This window comes from Leclercia sp. Marseille-Q4284 (genome assembly GCF_916618945.1).
Lineage (GTDB): Bacteria > Pseudomonadota > Gammaproteobacteria > Enterobacterales > Enterobacteriaceae > Enterobacter > Enterobacter tamurae.
In genome coordinates this window covers 2,332,820-2,345,672 of sequence record NZ_CAKAKG010000001.1, presented here as the reverse complement: position 1 = coordinate 2,345,672, position 12,853 = coordinate 2,332,820, and the positions used below count along the sequence as shown (strand labels likewise).

The following is a 12,853-nucleotide window of genomic DNA, read 5'->3' as shown; positions in this document are numbered from 1 at the left end:
GCTGCCTGTTCAGAATGAAAATGTACGCTGAAAACTACTTTCTGTAGTTCAGGCTCCAGATGTCCTGCCAGTCCTGGCGGCTTTCCCAGTCCCCCTGGGCGGTGGCGGTCAGGTATTCCATCAGCTCGCCGCGATGCTTCTCAATCCCGGAGGCTTCATCGGCGGGGAGGTTCACCTTCTGGTTAGTGGACATTTTGCCGTCCACCCCCTGAGGCGCAATGCCTTCGGCGGTCAGCAGATAGTGGGCAAAGAGCTTCGCGGTGTTCGGACTTTTACTGCCGGTCGCCACCACGCCGAGGCTCGGGTAATTCCAGCCGATAAACGGCTTCAGGCCGCTGCACAGACCCAGCTTCATCCCCTGCTTGTTGTCGCGGAACTTGGCGGTCGACACCAGGCCGACAAAGTCAGTTTTGCTGTCCGGCGCGCCGATAGCGGATGCGGCATCGTTATCGGAGTGGGTGAGCAGCACACCGTTGGCCGCCAGCGCCTTCACAAAGGCCGCAGTGGCAGACTTCTCGTCGGTTTGCAGCGGCTTGCCAAACGCCTGCTGATAGGCATCGCGAACCTGCTGGTCATAGTGGGTTTCCATCTGGCTGAACCAGTCGGTATAGGCCGGTTTGCTGGTGGGATCCTGCATCGCGACGCGGCCCCGCCATTTCGGCTCGGTCAACTGCCAGAGATTGGTCACCGGACAGGTGGCGTGATGATCGGTGTTATAGGCGAACACGTTCGGGGCCAGCACGACGGTGAGGGGATCCTGATAGCGGGGGGCAATGTCGCCTTTCAGATCGTCCGGAACCCAGCTCTGAACATAGCCTTTTTTGAGTAACTGCGTCATCCCGGCAGGGGCATCTTCAACGATAGCGACATCGGCGCGGACGTTTTTGGCCTGCGCTTCCCGGCTCATGATCTCGATGATCTGCGGCGCATCGGCCTTAACCCCCACGGCCTGTAATCCGTACTGCTCGCTAAAGGCTTTTGCCTGCTGCACGATTTTACCTGTCGAGGCGTAAACGGTAATCGGCTGCTCCTGTTTTGCGGCAGCGATCAGCTTCTGCAGATCGAAGGTTTCAGCCTGAGCGATGGCGCTGCTCAGCAGGGCTGTGGCGATAAGGACGGCGGACAACTTGCGCTTCATGGGATTTCCTTAAGAGTCAATTGAGGTTAATTCGCGGTCACGTCGTGACGCAGTCCGTTGCGGTTAAAAAAGTGCAGGGACGAGGTTGGGAGCTGGCAATGCACCTGCTGACGCGCCTGCCAGCGCGGTCTCAGCTGGGTGGAATGGAACAGCCGGTCTTCGCCCGCCACCAGCTCAATCACCCAGCTTCCGCCGGTGGGCATAATGTTATCGATGGTCATCGGAACGGCGTTGCTGCACGACTCGGCGCTCAGGACGATCTCTTCCGGGCGAATGCCGCAGAGCTGGGTCTGATCGTGCAGGGTAAAGCGCCGCTGCAGATGCTGCGCCAGCTCGCTACAGGGCTGATGAAGCGGGATCATGTTCAGGCGCGGGGTGCCAATAAATTCCGCGACAAAGCGGTTGGCCGGGGTGGCGTAAATCTCATCCGGGGTGCCTACCTGCTGCATCTGCCCGGCGCTCATCACCGCAATGGTGGTGGCAAGGGTCATCGCCTCCCACTGGTCGTGGCTGACAAACACAATGGTGGTGCCAAAGGTTTCATGCAGGCGACGCAGCTCGGCGCGCATCTCCAGGCGCAGGGTGGCGTCGAGGTTCGAGAGCGGCTCGTCCAGCAGCAGTACGCCAGGATTAATCGCCAGCATGCGGGCCAGGGCCACGCGCTGCTGCTGCCCGCCGGAGAGCTGCGCCGGATAGCGTTTGGCGTAATCGGCGATGCGCAGTTTTTCCATCACGTCCTGGCAGCGGGCGATACGCGCTTTGGTCGGCACTTTCTGCAACCGCAGGCCGAAATCGACGTTCTGCTCGACGGTCATATGCGGCCAGAGCGCATAGCTCTGAAAGACCAGCCCGATGCCGCGTTTTTCCGGCGGTACGTAAGTGCCCCGGGCGATGGAGTCGACAACCCTGTCGCCAATGCTTATCTCCCCGCCGCTGGCGTGTTCGATACCGGCAATCATCCGCAGGATGGTGGTCTTGCCGCAGCCGGACGGCCCCAGCAAACACATAAACTCGCCATCTTTCACCGTCAGGTTGATGTTATTAACCGCCGGAGCATCGTTGCCAGGGTAGGTTTTGCTGAGATTCGTTAAGTGGATAGTGGGCATCTTATTTCTCCAGACCATCAGCCAGACCGGTGCCGGTGATCTTCTGGATCATCACCGTCCCGGCCCATGAAATGAGGGCAATCATCAGCACCACGGCATTGGCCGCCTGCTGGTAGTTGTAGTCAATCAGGCGCAGGGACCAGGTGGTCAGCACGTCCGTGGCGGGGGTGGCGAGGATAACGAACAGGCTGACCCCTTTAATCCCTGAGATAAACGGCAGCAGGATCCCGGTTGCCAGCGGCGCGGCCTGGATCGGGATGACAATACGGCGGAGGCGGGCGAACCAGCCAGCACCGGCAATCCGCGCGGCTTCTTCGGCCTCTTTCCCGAGTTGGGTCATCGCCGCGATGCCGGAGCGGCTGGCATAGGGCATTTTTTCGGCAATTAGCGCGAGGATCAGAATCAGCGGGGTGCCGTACAGCGCCGGAACCGGCCCGCGGGCCACGGCAAACAGCGACAGAAAGGCGGCGGCGAAGGCGATACCCGGCACCAGGTAGGGCAGGAAGGTCAGCTGGCGCAGGCAGGCGGCGACCCAGCGGAAGTGGCAGCGCAGCACCGCGTAACCCACCAGCAGCCCCAGCACGCCGCAGGCGAGGGAGGCCGAGCCAACAATGACCAGGGTGTTCCACACCGTGTGCCAGAATTCGCCGCTCAGCAGGATCCCGTTGTGCAGGGCCACGGTATCGAGGTTGCGACCAATCCAGTAATCGAGGGTGAAGTTATCGGCGCTGAAGCGGCCCGGAAGGATCATCACCGTCGACAGAAACAGGGTCAGGAGCGGGATCGCGACCCCCAGCAGGACGAATACCAGCGGCAGGGCGGTCGCTGCGCTGCGCCAGCGTCCCAGGCTGCGACGGCGCTCCATCACCCCTTTTCCGCCCAGGGTCACGAAGCGTTTCGCCTCGCGCAGCATTTTCATATCCAGCAGCAGGGTCAGCATGCCCATCAGCATGATCACCGCCGCAATCACTGCCGCCACGCCGGACTGGCGCGTGCCGATGGCCCGGTACAGCCCGGTAGAGAGCGTATCGAAATGCACCGGCAGGCCGAGAATATAGGGCAGGGCGAACTCGCCGATACAGTCCGCGAAAATCAGCAGGGCGGCGGAGAGTAGCGCCGGGCGGACCAGCGGGATAATAATTTTAAAGGCGATAACCCGGCGGGACGCGCCGAGGACCTGGGCGCACTCCTCCATCTGGCTGTCCATGCGCTTCAGGGCGTTACCAACAATCAGGATCACCAGCGGGGCGTAGTGCAGCACCATAATGGTCACAATCGGGAAATAGCCGTAGGCCATCCAGTTCGGGGTCTGGATCCCCATCGCCTCCAGCCATCCCGGCTGCCCGCCGATGGCGTGGTTCTTGAAAAGGGTGCTCCACGCCAGGGCGAAGGTCCAGGAGGGCAGCATGAAGGGCACGATAAGCAGGGTGGCAAACCACTTGCGGCCCGCGATATCGGTACGATTCACCAGCCACGCCAGCACGATGCCAACCACCAGGGCGATGGCGACGGTGCTCAGCGCCACCGCGAGGGTGTTGAGTAATGGGGTCCAGAGCAGAAGATCGGACATGCGCGATGTCAGCGTGCGCAGGAGGTAGTACGCGGTAAATGCCCCTTCTGTTGCGCCGGTGCGGCCTTCATCTCCGCTCTGCACCAGCAGCGCATTAATTAACACGGAAACGACCGGGGCCAGGATTATCCAGCTGAACAGACCGAGCAGCAGTACTGCCAGCAGGTTGGCAGGCTCATGACTGATAATCGACAGAGTATGGCGGAGCTTTTGCCACGCGCCGTGGCGTGGGTGGATATCAGATGGGTAAGACACTGGTTTATCCCTGGCTGTGAAAGACAGTCAGGAATATATCGACGCAATGTTACATTTTTGCTAAAAATTTGCACATATGTGCAAAAAAGTGCGCAGGGTGCAAAACCGGAACATTATCAAATTCTTCAATTCCCCCCTTTACATAGCGCGCAGAGATGTTTATAGTGCGCCTCACTTTGGAAGCGTGGCCGAGCGGTTGAAGGCACCGGTCTTGAAAACCGGCGACCCGAAAGGGTTCTAGAGTTCGAATCTCTACGCTTCCGCCAAATTTGAAAAACCCTGCGATAGCAATATCGCAGGGTTTTTTGCTTTTTGCCCGCTATCCCCCGTCGTGACCTGGATACTTAGCTTATTTTGATGTCATCCAGGTTGATATCTTCCTCTTCCTGCTCATTGTTTATAACAACATCACGAGGAACGTCTTTTTTGATGACGGCATAGACAGTTGCTGTTACCACGATATTTACCAGCAATGCCATAACACCCGCCATAGGATGTGACATGGTAGGGATCATCAAAACACCACCAAAAGGTACTGTTGCATCCGCACCATAAACCATGGTGACCGCACCCCCACAAGCGCCCCCGATGGCCGCCGCAGTAATACCGCGCACGATATCATTCATAACGATAGGTATCGATCCTTCAACAATATTGACGACTCCCATAGGAACCGCCGACTTTAACATTTCGATCTCTTCGTGGTTATAGATGTTTTTGCGAAGAAGTTTGGCAATAAAAAATGCAAGTCCTAAACCGATAGGTGTGGCCGTATTAACTAACTGAAGGGCAGTAATAGGCTCATTTATACCCTGCGCCTGGAGCGTTAAGACGAATGCGAAGCAGGTTTTATTGATCGGTCCGCCAAAGTCAATGATACACAACGCCCCAATAACAGCACCCAGGAGTAAATTAGATGACGTCCCCATACTTCTCAGGAAGGATGTTAGCGCGTCAGTAAATATACCAATAGGCGTACCGATGATGTAGACCATTATCAGTGCACTGCTAATGGATGCAAAAAATGGAACAATCAATGTAGGCATCAAACCCCGAGCCCAGCCCGGAACCTTGACATTTTTTATAATTGCCAGAGCAATATACCCGGATATGTAGCCCCCGATCATGCCCCCGATGAAACCCGCACCAATGGTGTTAGCTGCCAGACCGACGACAAAACCTGGTGCAATACCGGGCTTGCCTGCGATCGAGCCAGAAATGCCGATGGCAATCACGACGGGTAAAAGTCCAAGAGCCTTAGCCCCCATAGTGGCTAAGGCCTGCCACAGATCAAACTGACCTGGGACTAATGCGTCCTGCACCGTACCCCCAAGACCCATTCCGATGGCAATAATAAATCCAGCCCCACAGACAATGGGGATCAGGAATGAGATAGCCGTCAGCAGATGGCCCTTAGGGTTAGCTGCTTGCCATATTTCTTTTATATTCATAAGTTACGCCCTTGAATTTATATAGGATACGTACAGATAAAAGTTATGAATTGACTAATTCGCTGAGTTTTTCAATTAGCTTATTTGGAGACTTAACGGCCATTTCTGTTGGTACTTTGACGACTTTCTTTCCTGCAAATCGTTCTTCACCAGAAACTTTTACATCAGCGGCTAACAGGACGATGTCGGCTTGTGCAATCTCATCCGCGGTTAATGCGTTCTCGATACCTATAGTGCCTTGCGTTTCGATTTTGACATTGTGCCCGGCTTTTTTTGCTGCTATTTCAATTTTCTTCTGCGCAATATAGGTGTGTGCAATACCGACAGTACAGGCGGTAATTCCAACGATATTCATGATATTTCTCCAGGGTTTAATCTATTGCCATGCCAGGGTCGAGGTGGTAATTACATTAAGCGTTAGCGCCTTCATTTTCAGCGTTCAAAAGGTCAATAATTTTCTGGGGGTCGTTTTCCTGCAGTAACTGTTCTATTATTTCCTCGTCTGCCAGCGAACCTGACACCTGGGCTAGTAATCGGATGTGAGTCGCATTTTGATCCACCAGACAAACTGCGAATAAAATAATGCAGCGGACATCGCTACCATCCATCGTTTCCCAGGGGATTTCATATTGGGTTCGTCCAATAGCCAGCGCCGTACGGACTACGCCTGAGGATTTACCATGCGGGATCGCAATATGATTTTCGAATCCAGTGGACCCTTGCTCCTCGCGCAGCCAGACATCTTTCAGAAAATCATCTTTATTGATAACAGAGCCATCCCGTACCAATAAATCCGTTAATTCTTCAATGGCTTCTTCTTTACTCTTAGCCATCATATTTAACTTAATATTATTTATATTAAGCACATTCGAAATATTCATAACGCACCTTCATTAATATAAGAGGGTTACAGCACGCTCAACCGTACAAATCAACAACGAGGGCAAAGAGACAGACCGGTTAAATAGACTCTGTGCCCTGCGCGATGGCTCAATACGGCTGAGCGCGCTGCAAGTTTCAGGCGGCGACTTCGCGCTGGTAGATATCGACCATTTTATCCCAGGCATCACTGACATCATCTGCCAGGGAGAACAGCCCCGAGGTTCCGACAATAAACACGTCAACGCCGGATCGGGAGATGACATTAAAGGTTTTCTCGTTGCAGGAGCCGTCAATCTCAGTCAGGTAGTGGTAACCCTGCGCTTCACGCATCGCAATCAGCTGTTTAATTTTATTCAGCGATTCTGGAATAAATTTCTGCCCCGCATAGCCTGGATCAACCGACATAACGGTCACTTTATCCAGCAGATGGGCATACTCTTTAATCGCATCCGCCGGGGTTGCCGGGTTTAAAACTACGCCACAGCGACGACCCGCATCTTTAATCTGATTCAGCAGACGGAAGATTTTGTTATTCGCCGTCTCCGGATGGAAGCTGATAATATCGGCCCCTGCATCAATGCACATCGGAATAATATCTTCCGGATGATTCACCATCAGATGCACGTCAATCGGCACATCGGTAATTTTCTTCAGGTTTTCGATAAAGAACGGTGATAGCGTAATGTTCTTCACATAACTACCGTCCATAATATCGACGTGATAAAAATCAGCCCGATCGTTCATTGCCGTAATTTGTTCTCTGAACTGCGTTAAATCCATACACATTAACGAGGGCGAAAATTTAGCCGCCATACTGCACCTCCAATAGCATTAATTAGTTAAACAGTGACACGACATGCCCGAGAATGATGCCAACGACGCCGAAGTCCGCATCGCCGAAGGTGGTGGACGCAAAGCCAAGGTCGCCCATCATAGGCAGCAAAATCGCAGGTAAAAATGAGATCAGCAGACCGTGAGCGAAGGCACCCACCACCGCGCCGCGACGACCGCCGCAGATGTTGCCGTAAACGCCCGCCGTTGCGCCGCAGAAGAAGTGCGGCACCAGGCCAGGAACGATGACGCTTAAACCAAACAGTGGGCACAGGAACATACTCACCAGACCGGCGGCAAAGCTTGACAGAAATCCAACAATCACCGCGTTCGGGGCGAACGGAAAGACGGTAGGGCAGTCGAGCGCCGGTTTGGCATCTTTCACCAGCTTGTCGGCGATGCCTTTAAAGGCCGGGACAATTTCGGCAATAATCATGCGCACACCCGCAAGGATGATCCACACGCCTGCCGCGAAGGTCAGCGACTGGATAATGGCGAAGATGATAAAGTTCTGACCACCGCTGATGCTGGTCTCAACAAACTCTTTGCCTGCCACCAGGACCAGAATCACGAACAGGATCATCATCGTCAGTGAGATGGCGACCGAGGAGTCACGCAGAAAGTTGAGTGATTTCGGCACCTTCAGCGCTTCAATCGACGGGCTGCCTTTGCCGATCAATTTACCCACCAGCGCCGACAGTAGATAGCCGGTTGAACCAAAGTGGCCCAGCGCCAGGTCATCAGTACCGGTTATTTTGCGGGTGAAGGGCTGCAGAATAGCCGGAGATACCACCATCATGATGCCGAGGATCACCGCCCCCACCAGTACCACCCAGAATGGCGACAGACCGCCGACAGAGAGGATGACAGCCAGCATCGCCGACATATAGAGCGTGTGGTGTCCCGTCAGGAAGATGTACTTCAACGGCGTAATACGGGCCAGGACAATGTTAAACAACATCCCCAGCACCATAATCATTGCCGTCGCGGTACCGTAGTTTTTCTGCGCCAGTGCCGCCATGGCGTCAGTATTGGGTACAACCCCCTGAATATGGAATGAATGCTCAAACAGCTGGCTAAACGTCGTTAACGTAGTGGCGACAATCGCCGCCCCGGAGGTTAATATCACAAAACCCATAATAGTTTTAAGGGTTCCGGAAATAACATCGGAAAAGGCTTTTTTCTGCAATAATAAGCCGATGAGGGAAAACAGACCGACCAGTATTGCTGGTGTGCCTAACACATCATGAATAATAAACTGCAGCATAGAAGGACTCCGTAGGGCCGCAAATAATTAATCAAAGATTTTCGGAGAGAATTTCTTTGATTTTATTGTTATCCAGCAGGTTAGATAAACCAAATACCTGTGCAGAATGGCTGGTCAGATGTTCAGCAATATCCCTGGCGCTAAGAATAATATCGGCGGTTTCGCTTTTTGCCGACGTCAGATCGGTATGGGAAACCTCTGCTTCTTTATTCAACTCTTTAATGATTTTTTTTACGTTCATTTCGACGATAAAGCTGCTGCCTAAACCGTTACCACAAACAATCAGAACCTTTTTCATCTCTACCTCACTATCCCTTGATAACGCGTTGAATTGATTCAATTGATGATGCTTTCAGCAACGCTGAGAGTCGTTCATCATCGCTAAAAATGTCTGCCAGGGCGGTAATCATATTGATGTGCTCATCACCTGAAAGCGCACATAACATAATCACAACGTAAACAGGGTCGTTCTCTTCTGCGTCAAAAGAAACGCCTTGTTTAATATGTAAAAGCGATAATCCATTTTTAATTGCGCCTTGCTCCGGGCGAGCATGAGGCATCGCCAGACCAGGGGCTAAAACATAATAAGGGCCCAGTTCCTGATGGCTGTTAAAAATGGCTTCAATATATTCTTCAGTAATCGTCTCTTTCGCCAGTAAGGGCTGGGCCGATAACCTAATGGCCTGTTTCCAGTCGCTGACTGAATCCACAATCTGGATATTTTCTGCAGGTAACCAGGTCGTAATCATAAATACCCCGATAGCGTTGAAAGTGAGTTTACTATAGTGGAATGACTTTATGGCTTACCGTGATCTTCCTCTCAAAGTTAGCGCTAACATGGCAATAATGTTAAAATTCTTGTTACCGCTAACTTTATTAACGATACTGCTCATTACTTTGCAGTTGGGCAATGCGCAAAACGCCAAACATCATTTACAATGGCTGCCCAGTCAGGCGAAAGGAGGAGATCAGTGCAGACGTTAGATGCGGACGATAGCGCGAGAGAAAAACGCAGGAAAAACACCGGTAAAATTACGCTCGCTGAAGTTGCAAAACTGGTGGGCGTTAGCACGATGACCGTGTCACGCGCGTTACGTATGCCTGAAAAAGTGAATCCTGAACTGCGCACCCGTATTGAAGCGGCGGTGAGCGAGCTGGGCTATGTGCCAAACCTGCAGGCCCGCAGCCTCGCCTCCGCTGACTCCAGCCTGGTGATGGGCGTCGTCCCCTCTTTTTCCTCTCCGGGCTTTCTTGCCGTCTCTGAAACGCTGCAGACCGTACTCGCGACCCAGGGCTACAGCATGATGTTTATCGAGTCCGGACAGGGGGGGCAGAGTGAAGAAAAAGCGTTTGCGCAAATGCTCGCCTACAACCCGGCGGCGATTGTTCAGTTCAATATCGATAACATCAGCAGTTGTTCGCAAATGATCAGTAACACCGGCGTACCGGTAATTGAGATTGGTGCCATCAATCGTGATGCAAGCTGGGTCAGCATTGGCGTTGACTACGCTGCAGCCATCAAAAAGCTGGTCACATCGCTTGTCCAGGCCGGATATAAAAATATCGGCCTGCTTTGCACTGCTTCCAATAACATTATGTTTCGCCAGGTACTGAGCGGCTGGAACAGCGCTATGCTTTCGGTTAATCACTCTCCGCATCGCGTGGTGACGTCTCACCTGGCAGCAGGGATTACGACCGGTTTAAACCTGCTGGGGGATATTCGTATCACCTGGCCTGAGCTGGATGCGCTGATTTGTACGTCTGATGAAATTGCCTGCGGCTGCATTATGGCCTGCCACGGTGCGGGGCAAAAAGTGCCTGACGCGCTGGCACTGGCTAGTTTGAGTGGGGGCACCCTTGCCGCCGTTTGCTCACCGGCGCTGACTGCGGTCGAATTTCCCTGGAGTGAAACGGGGACTGTCGCCGGAAAAACATTGCTTGATCTACTGGATGGCAAATCGACAGATAACGCCATTGAATTACCCTCAACTTTGCAGGTTCGCGCCAGCACCAGAAAGCCGTCATCCCGGTAAAACAGTTATCCTGCCGACTACGGCAGGATAACTGTGCGTCACTGGATATCCCCTGGCTGAGGTCCGCTGCGGCCACGGGTTTCTCTCTGCAAAACGATCAGGACTTGAACAAATTCTTCAGCGTGTGCGGCTGGCAGCGCAGATACTGGTCCGGCGCATGCACCTGGGCACCCAGCTCCGCCGCCGCATGCCATGGCCAGCGCGGATTGTAGAGCGCGCCTCGGGCAATACCGATGATATCCGCATCCCCGCTGGCGACGATGGACTCCGCATGTTCAGGATCGGTAATCAACCCTACCGCCACCACCGGAATATTGACGGCAGCTTTTACCGCGCGTGCCAGCGGCACCTGATAACCAGGGTAGACCTCAATCTGCTGATCGGGGTGCAGACCGCCGCTGGAGACGTGAATCGCATCCACTCCGCGGGCTTCCAGCATTTTCGAGAATTCCACGGCCTCTTCGAGATTAAATCCGCCCTCGACCCAGTCGGTTGCGGAGATACGCACGCTGATGGCTTTATCGGCAGGGAAGGCTTCCCGCACCGCGTCGACGATCTCCAGCGGGAAGCGGGCGCGATTTTCCAGCGAGCCGCCGTAATTATCCGTGCGCTGGTTAGAGAGCGGGGATAAGAACTGATGTAACAGATAGCCATGCGCGGCGTGGATCTGGATCAGGTCGATATTCAGTCGGGCGGCACGTTTGGCAGCCTCGGCGAACTGGTTGCGGATTTCGGCCAGGCCATTGCTGTCGAGAGCGGTGGGGAGGGTATAACCTTCGCTGTAGGGTACCGCAGAAGGGGCTAAGGTCTGCCAGCCACCCTCCTGATCGGGTGGGATTTGACCGTGCTTATCCCAGGGTTTATAGGTTGAGGCTTTACGGCCCGCATGGGCCAGCTGGATGCCAACAGGAATATCTGACCACTTACGGATAGTGGCAAGCACCCGACCCATCGCTTCTTCTGTCTTGTCATCATAGAGCCCGACGTCAGCGTAGGTAATCCGGCCTTCAGGGGAAACGGCTGCCGCCTCAATGGTGAGCAGGCCCGCGCCAGACTGGGCCAGTTGCCCCAGATGGAGCGTGTGCCAGTCGGTCATGCAGCCCTCTTCGGCGGAGTACTGGCACATCGGGGCGATCACGATACGGTTTTCGAGTTCAAGATTGCGGATACGTAACGGTGTAAACAGCTTGGGTTTAGACATACATGTCACTCCAGATTGCAGCGTTAGAAATGGGTTGTGGCGATTTTTATACCTGAATATTCATCAACATACCGCACAGCCAGCGATAACAGAACCTCACGTTTACGCAAAAGTACGTTGCGTCAGACGCAACGCTGTTGAATTTGCACTATTCACTTTCCGACTCCGGGGAAAGATGCGCCATCAGAAAATCGACAAACACCTTCACTTTTTTAGTGTTCCTGCGGGTGGGATGGTAGATGGCATAAATCGCGGAATCATCCTCACCGTCGTTAACTTCCGCGCGCCATTGTGGCAGTAACCTGATCAGCTTCCCGTCCTGAATATCCTTGCCGATCAGCCAGTCAGGCAGGAGCGCAATGCCATAGCCACTTAACACCGCTTCGCGCAAAATTTCTGAGTTGTTGCACTTCAGCGTGCCTTTCACATCAATGGCGATCTGACTCTCCCCATTGAAATACCACTTCGTTTTTCCGGACGAATAGGAAAAGATCAGGCAGTTGTGATTCTTCAGATCTCCAGGCACCTCAGGATAGCCATTCGCTTTCAGATAGTCCGGGCTGGCGCAGACGCACCGACGCTGGGAAAGTAACTTACGCGCGATCAGGTTAGGGGAGTCGACCTTACCCAGGCGGACAGTCAAGTCTAGCCGCTTTTCCACCAGATCGACGACCTCATCGGTAAAGGTCAGATCCAGGGAGATTAACGGATAGCGGCGGGAGAAGGGGGCCAGCAACGGGGCGATATGCAGCCTGGAAAACGAGACCGGGAGGCTGATCCGTAACACCCCCCTGGGCTCCCCGGTCTGGTCCCGCACTTCCTGATTGGCGTATTCCAGGTCGTTGAGGATCCTCACCGCGTGTTCAAAATAGACATGCCCGGCCGCCGTCAGCACCACGCTGCGGGTCGAGCGGGTCAGCAGCTGCGTACCCAGCACCTTTTCCAGCCCGTCGATCTGACGCGTCACCGAAGAGGTCGCCAGCGCTAATTTTCTGCCTGCCGGCGCGAACCCGCCCTCTTCGACGACCGTAATAAAGGCTTCAAGCGATGCCAGCATATCCATTTTATTCTCCCCGAATCGTTGCGGATGGCGCAACTCTGTTAGCTGTTTTAACTATA

13 protein-coding genes and 1 tRNA gene are annotated in these 12,853 nt (G+C 53.9%); 2 read left to right on the top strand and 12 right to left on the bottom strand.

Translation table 11 applies throughout. The features are described 5' to 3' along the window. Positions 1-34: 34 nt before the first annotated feature. The 3 genes from LG383_RS11150 to LG383_RS11140 are packed head-to-tail and all read right to left on the bottom strand — an operon-like array spanning position 35 to position 4,069. The gene (locus LG383_RS11150) at positions 35-1,138 is read right to left on the bottom strand and encodes an ABC transporter substrate-binding protein (protein ID WP_225759126.1); all 1,104 of its coding nucleotides are present in this window, start codon (positions 1,136-1,138) and stop codon (positions 35-37) included. Between the two features lie 26 nt (positions 1,139-1,164). Further along, on the bottom strand, positions 1,165-2,244 hold the full coding sequence (locus tag LG383_RS11145; protein WP_225759125.1) for an ABC transporter ATP-binding protein: 1,080 nt from the start codon (positions 2,242-2,244) through the stop codon (positions 1,165-1,167). Between the two features lies 1 nt (position 2,245). After that, positions 2,246-4,069 (bottom strand): iron ABC transporter permease, encoded by a 1,824-nt coding sequence (locus tag LG383_RS11140; RefSeq protein ID WP_225759124.1) that lies wholly within the window; start codon positions 4,067-4,069, stop codon positions 2,246-2,248. A gap of 178 nt (positions 4,070-4,247) precedes the next feature. Between LG383_RS11140 and LG383_RS11135 the strand changes: the two genes are divergently transcribed. Then, positions 4,248-4,335 (top strand) — tRNA-Ser (locus LG383_RS11135). Between the two features lie 78 nt (positions 4,336-4,413). Here the strand turns inward: LG383_RS11135 and LG383_RS11130 are convergent. The 7 genes from LG383_RS11130 to LG383_RS11100 all read right to left on the bottom strand — a co-directional run bounded on the left by LG383_RS11130 (position 4,414) and on the right by LG383_RS11100 (position 9,249). Further along, a complete protein-coding gene (locus tag LG383_RS11130; protein WP_225759123.1) occupies positions 4,414-5,520 on the bottom strand; it encodes a PTS fructose transporter subunit IIC in 1,107 nt (368 codons plus the stop codon). A 43-nt stretch (positions 5,521-5,563) separates the two neighbouring features. Beyond that, on the bottom strand, positions 5,564-5,875 hold the full coding sequence (locus tag LG383_RS11125; RefSeq protein ID WP_225759122.1) for a PTS fructose transporter subunit IIB: 312 nt from the start codon (positions 5,873-5,875) through the stop codon (positions 5,564-5,566). A gap of 55 nt (positions 5,876-5,930) precedes the next feature. After that, positions 5,931-6,401 (bottom strand): PTS sugar transporter subunit IIA, encoded by a 471-nt coding sequence (locus tag LG383_RS11120; RefSeq protein ID WP_225759121.1) that lies wholly within the window; start codon positions 6,399-6,401, stop codon positions 5,931-5,933. Positions 6,402-6,537: 136 nt separating this feature from the next. Continuing rightward, on the bottom strand, positions 6,538-7,215 hold the full coding sequence (alsE, locus tag LG383_RS11115; RefSeq protein ID WP_225759120.1) for a D-allulose 6-phosphate 3-epimerase: 678 nt from the start codon (positions 7,213-7,215) through the stop codon (positions 6,538-6,540). Between the two features lie 22 nt (positions 7,216-7,237). Continuing rightward, positions 7,238-8,500 carry a PTS ascorbate transporter subunit IIC gene (locus LG383_RS11110; protein ID WP_225759119.1) on the bottom strand — a complete coding sequence of 421 codons (1,263 nt, stop codon included), beginning with the start codon at positions 8,498-8,500 and terminating at the stop codon, positions 7,238-7,240. A gap of 31 nt (positions 8,501-8,531) precedes the next feature. Beyond that, positions 8,532-8,798 (bottom strand): PTS sugar transporter subunit IIB, encoded by a 267-nt coding sequence (locus tag LG383_RS11105; protein ID WP_225759118.1) that lies wholly within the window; start codon positions 8,796-8,798, stop codon positions 8,532-8,534. Positions 8,799-8,808: 10 nt separating this feature from the next. Then, complete coding sequence (locus tag LG383_RS11100; RefSeq protein WP_225759117.1) at positions 8,809-9,249, bottom strand: PTS sugar transporter subunit IIA; 441 nt, start codon at positions 9,247-9,249, stop codon at positions 8,809-8,811. A 222-nt stretch (positions 9,250-9,471) separates the two neighbouring features. Here LG383_RS11100 and LG383_RS11095 point away from each other — a divergent pair, with 222 nt between their 5' ends. Next, positions 9,472-10,533 (top strand): LacI family DNA-binding transcriptional regulator, encoded by a 1,062-nt coding sequence (locus LG383_RS11095; protein ID WP_225759116.1) that lies wholly within the window; start codon positions 9,472-9,474, stop codon positions 10,531-10,533. Positions 10,534-10,630: 97 nt separating this feature from the next. On the opposite strand, the gene LG383_RS11090 is transcribed toward LG383_RS11095, so the two are convergent. After that, entirely contained in the window at positions 10,631-11,734 is a 1,104-nt protein-coding gene (locus LG383_RS11090) for an NADH:flavin oxidoreductase/NADH oxidase (protein ID WP_225759115.1), read from the bottom strand. A 148-nt stretch (positions 11,735-11,882) separates the two neighbouring features. After that, on the bottom strand, positions 11,883-12,797 hold the full coding sequence (locus LG383_RS11085) for a LysR family transcriptional regulator (RefSeq protein ID WP_106992646.1): 915 nt from the start codon (positions 12,795-12,797) through the stop codon (positions 11,883-11,885). Between the last annotated feature and the right edge of the window lie 56 nt (positions 12,798-12,853).

What these genes read in the sequence shown, in the direction of transcription:
- LG383_RS11150 (WP_225759126.1), bottom strand. Translation starts at nt 1,138, where the DNA reads ATGAAGCGCAAGTTGTCCGCCGTCCTTATCGCCACAGCCCTGCTGAGC.
- LG383_RS11145 (WP_225759125.1), bottom strand. Translation starts at nt 2,244, where the DNA reads ATGCCCACTATCCACTTAACGAATCTCAGCAAAACCTACCCTGGCAAC.
- LG383_RS11130 (WP_225759123.1), bottom strand. Translation starts at nt 5,520, where the DNA reads ATGAATATAAAAGAAATATGGCAAGCAGCTAACCCTAAGGGCCATCTG.
- LG383_RS11125 (WP_225759122.1), bottom strand. Translation starts at nt 5,875, where the DNA reads ATGAATATCGTTGGAATTACCGCCTGTACTGTCGGTATTGCACACACC.
- LG383_RS11120 (WP_225759121.1), bottom strand. Translation starts at nt 6,401, where the DNA reads ATGAATATTTCGAATGTGCTTAATATAAATAATATTAAGTTAAATATG.
- alsE (WP_225759120.1), bottom strand. Translation starts at nt 7,215, where the DNA reads ATGGCGGCTAAATTTTCGCCCTCGTTAATGTGTATGGATTTAACGCAG.
- LG383_RS11110 (WP_225759119.1), bottom strand. Translation starts at nt 8,500, where the DNA reads ATGCTGCAGTTTATTATTCATGATGTGTTAGGCACACCAGCAATACTG.
- LG383_RS11105 (WP_225759118.1), bottom strand. Translation starts at nt 8,798, where the DNA reads ATGAAAAAGGTTCTGATTGTTTGTGGTAACGGTTTAGGCAGCAGCTTT.
- LG383_RS11100 (WP_225759117.1), bottom strand. Translation starts at nt 9,249, where the DNA reads ATGATTACGACCTGGTTACCTGCAGAAAATATCCAGATTGTGGATTCA.
- LG383_RS11090 (WP_225759115.1), bottom strand. Translation starts at nt 11,734, where the DNA reads ATGTCTAAACCCAAGCTGTTTACACCGTTACGTATCCGCAATCTTGAA.
- LG383_RS11085 (WP_106992646.1), bottom strand. Translation starts at nt 12,797, where the DNA reads ATGGATATGCTGGCATCGCTTGAAGCCTTTATTACGGTCGTCGAAGAG.